4 protein-coding genes and 1 pseudogene are annotated in these 3,866 nt (G+C 46.1%); all 5 read left to right on the top strand.

Going from position 1 to position 3,866, the window contains the following annotated elements; genetic code table 11:
* Positions 1-935, top strand: a pseudogene (locus QZZ22_RS14065) (monomethylamine:corrinoid methyltransferase); the annotation flags it as partial.
* Positions 936-1,154: 219 nt separating this feature from the next.
* On the top strand, positions 1,155-2,546 hold the full coding sequence (locus QZZ22_RS14060) for an amino acid permease (protein ID WP_292466034.1): 1,392 nt from the start codon (positions 1,155-1,157) through the stop codon (positions 2,544-2,546).
* 5 nt (positions 2,547-2,551) lie between these two features.
* Entirely contained in the window at positions 2,552-2,851 is a 300-nt protein-coding gene (locus QZZ22_RS14055) for a hypothetical protein (protein WP_292466032.1), read from the top strand.
* 11 nt (positions 2,852-2,862) lie between these two features.
* Positions 2,863-3,108, top strand: a complete 246-nt coding sequence (locus QZZ22_RS14050; RefSeq protein WP_292466031.1) for an AcrB/AcrD/AcrF family protein — start codon at positions 2,863-2,865, stop codon at positions 3,106-3,108.
* A gap of 191 nt (positions 3,109-3,299) precedes the next feature.
* Positions 3,300-3,779 carry a desulfoferrodoxin family protein gene (locus QZZ22_RS14045; RefSeq protein WP_292466030.1) on the top strand — a complete coding sequence of 160 codons (480 nt, stop codon included), beginning with the start codon at positions 3,300-3,302 and terminating at the stop codon, positions 3,777-3,779.
* Positions 3,780-3,866 lie beyond the last annotated feature (87 nt).

Here is a 3,866-nt window from a genome sequence, read left to right as displayed (position 1 = left end):
CACTTGAGAAGGAAGTAGACACCATTGTCAACGGTGTCATGATGACAGTACGCGGAAAACCGACAATACCTAAGAGTCCTTATGAGATCCTTGCAGCCAAAACCGAGGCAAGACTTATCAAAACTGCATGCGCTATTGCTGGCAGACCTGGCATGGGCATATAGGGACCTGAGACTTCCCTGTCCGCTCAGGGAAATATCTCTGCTGACTGTGCCGGTGGCATGATTTGCAGTGACAGCCACGAGGTCTCACAGCTCAATGAGCTCAAGATCGACCTCGATGCAATAAGTGTGATGGCACACTATCAGGGTAACAGTAACATCATCATGGATGAGCAGATGCCCATCTTCGGTGGCTATGCCGGCGGTATAGAAGAGACTGCTATCGTTGATATCGCGACCCACCTCAATGCCTTTGTGATGAGCAATGCAACCTGGCACCTTGACGGTCCGGTGCACATCCGCTGGGGATCGACCAACACCAGGGAAACCCTGATGATCGCAGGCTGGACATGTGCAACCATCTCAGAGTTCACTGACATCCTCTCAGGCAACCAGTACTATCCATGTGCAGGCCCATGTACCGAGATGTGCCTGCTGGAAGCTTCAGCACAGGCCATCACTGACACTGCATCCGGCCGTGAGATCCTCTCAGGTGTCGCAGCAGCCAAGGGTGTTGTCCAGGACAAGACCACAGGTATGGAAGCCAGGATGATGGGACAGGCAGCCAAGGCAACCGCAGGCATGGAAATAGAAGAGGTCAACAGGATAATCGACAATCTCGTCAAGATGTACGAGAAGAACTATGCAACCGCACCTCAGGGTAAGACCTTCCAGGAATGTTATGATGTCAAGACCATAACACCCACTGAAGAATACGTCACGGTCTACGAGGGCGCTCGCAAGAAGCTCGAGAACCTTGGACTGGTATTCTAAGATCAACGAAAAAGCTTGCCAGTGAAAAAGTTCACTGGCATTTTTTATCGAAATTAATGTAACTAATAATCATGTGAAAATAATAAGCAGGAGGAGTTATTCCCATGGATGCATATTGGACAATTATCAATGGAATAATATACTTGCTGGCCTTCGGTTTGATCGGATGGGTTCTACTGGATGCCAGCAAAGTTGCTAAAAAAGTGAAGAGGTGATATTTTGACTGAACAAATGACGGAATCAACCGGATTGGTCAAATCCCTCAGACCTTACCACGTTTGGGCTTTGGGTGTAGGGATAGTCCTTGTGGGTGAATATATGGGCTGGAACTTCACTATAGCAAAAGGAGGGGTTCTTGGTTCTCTGTTTGCAATGCTTGTTGCCGGAACGATGTATATTATGATCTCCCTGTGTGCAAGCGAACTAGGATCTTCTACAAAGCTGGCGGGAGGACCCTATGATTGGGCCAGGTTATTTATAGGACCGGGCGCTGCTGCCAGTGTCGGTCTTGCAGTATATATGGAGTACATAGCCCTTCAGGCTGCTGATGCCATTGTTGTTGCTTTTATTGCGCAGGAGATCTGGCCTGACTTACAGGTTTTCCCTATAACATTGCTTGTGATAGCAACGCTGACATTCATTAACTATAGGGGTGTTGTGGCCGCACTGACGCTGAATTTCTTCATGACTGCCATAGCTTTCCTTGCTATTATCGTGTTCTTCTTCTCAGGAACCTTTGGTGTATTTGAGATGAATCCGGAGAGACTATTCCAGGGAGCTCTTCCAAACGGACTTATTGGTTTGTTTGCAGCTTTGCAGTTTGGTCCATGGTTCTTCCTGGGAATCGAAGGAGCAGCAATGTGTGCCGAAGAGTGCAAGCAACCTTCAAGGGCAGTGCCGCTGGGACAGCAGGCAGGAATGATCACTCTGCTGGTAGGCGCGGCGATGACACTCTTTGTATGCACAATGCTTATTGATTCCAGCGTACCGGCCGAAGGTCTTGGAGTCTCGGTCTATCCTCTGTTTGAGGCGGCGCAGGCAAGTGGTATATACCTGTTGATAGCTTTGCTGGCACTTGGGACGCTGCTTACATGTCTTTCAAGTGCTAACGGATGTGTCTGTGATTCTTCAAGATCGTGGTTCGCACTTTCAAGAGATCACTTTGTGTCACCATGGTTCTCTTCAGTGCACCCAAAGTATCAGACCCCTTACAAGGCAGTTATCTTCACGATGCCTATTGCCATAGCTTTCGCATTCAGTGGATATCTGGACCAGGTCATTACCTTCTCAATTGTATCAGGGCTGCTGTGCTATGTTCTGATCCCGTTCTCTCTCATAAGGTTCAGAAAACTATTCCCGATGAACAGTAGTAAAGTGCGCCCATTCATTAGCCCTCTCCAACCCTGGATTGCCTGGTTTGCAATGGCAATTGCAATAGTTATAATGTCCACGCTGTTCTGGGGATACAGGTATAACCTGCTTTTCGCTCTGGCATTCTACCTGATAGCGTACTTCTATTTCCACAACAGACATAAGAAGTATATAAAGCACTTTGACTGGGGTAAAGAAATGGGCTGGCCTAATCCATCACATCATGATACAAAGGAGTGAGATGAATGAATGAAATCAGTCAGGCAACACACACTCAAGTGGTTCATAATATCGACAAGGAAAAGTACGCGCAAGGATTGCAAAAGGACACATATCTGATAATAGGTGCACTGGCATTGCTTGTCATAATAGAAGGTTATGTAGTGTACACAATCCTTTCATATGCAGGACCAGCTGTATCAGCCGGAATCAGAGGGCTGTATATACTGTTCTTTTTACTTGTGATAGGAATTGAAACAATTGGATACTGGGAAGTGCGTAAGTCGCTTAAGCAGCATATGTATGAATTGAAGTATTATGAGTAAGGAGGATGAACATGGACGGGGAATTAAAGAAGAAAAGCACACTGATGGAGGCATTTGATATTATCTTTGTATTTGCACTTGCCTTCATATGCCTTGTAGTGCCTACGCAGATCCAGGGTTCAGTACTGGTGGGATGGACAGAGACAGGAGCAATCATGTTCCTCTGGGATCCTGTTGGATACTTTAGCTTGCTGGCAGGAATTATCCTTTTCTTTGCTGTCATGCTATACCATTCTGTCAGTCACTATAAATATTGAGATAAATGCCGGGAATGGCATTTTATCTTTTTTTAGACATAAAGGGTGGAGACTTTTCTACACAAAGGATGGAAGCTTTTCGATAGGAAAGGTGGAAGCTTTTCGATAGGAAAGGTGGAAGCTTTTCGATAGGAAAGGTGGAAGCTTTTCGATAGGAAAGATCTGTTTAACAAATAGAAGTAGGTGAGGTTATGACACTAAATGCTAATCAACGGATAAAGGACTATGGGAATCTGAACGATTCAGAAAAGACACATGCTCCAGTTATTGTAGCTCCTGATGAGGCGGTAGCCGGAGAGCCTTTTGAGGTGAAGGTAATCATAGGGAATGTCCCTCATGTCATGGATGAAGAACACTACATCAGCCAGATAGAATTATATCTGGACGAAAATTCAGTTGGTAAAGTTGAATTCAAACCGACCGACGGAGTGGCTGAGACAGTCTTTGAAGTGGCAGGGACTGAAGACATGATTGCTGCGCGTGAGATAAGAAATTGTACTGTTCATGGTTTTGGCCTGTGCGGTGCCTGTGGAACACGTTCAGCTATCGTTAAAATCACTGCAGTTGTAACCTGCAATGTGCATGGGACCTGGGAAGATTCCAGGGGAATAGAGATTATCTCAGCACTCGTAAAATCAGGGAAGAAATGCAATTGGGGTCCGCAGTTATAATTCAGGGACCAGAGAAGATGTGTTATATGACAGAATATACCCCCAAAGAACGATTGGCGCGTGCCCTTAAAGGGCAGCCTGTGGACA

Source organism: Methanolobus sp. (genome assembly GCF_016278365.1).
GTDB lineage: Archaea > Halobacteriota > Methanosarcinia > Methanosarcinales > Methanosarcinaceae > Methanolobus.
Note: the sequence above shows the minus strand (reverse complement) of the source record. Positions and strands in the feature narration are given on the sequence as shown.

Excerpts from the sequence above, each read along its gene's own strand:
- QZZ22_RS14050 (WP_292466031.1), top strand. The coding sequence starts at position 2,863 with ATGGACGGGGAATTAAAGAAGAAAAGCACACTGATGGAGGCATTTGAT.
- QZZ22_RS14055 (WP_292466032.1), top strand. The coding sequence starts at position 2,552 with ATGAATGAAATCAGTCAGGCAACACACACTCAAGTGGTTCATAATATC.
- QZZ22_RS14045 (WP_292466030.1), top strand. The coding sequence starts at position 3,300 with ATGACACTAAATGCTAATCAACGGATAAAGGACTATGGGAATCTGAAC.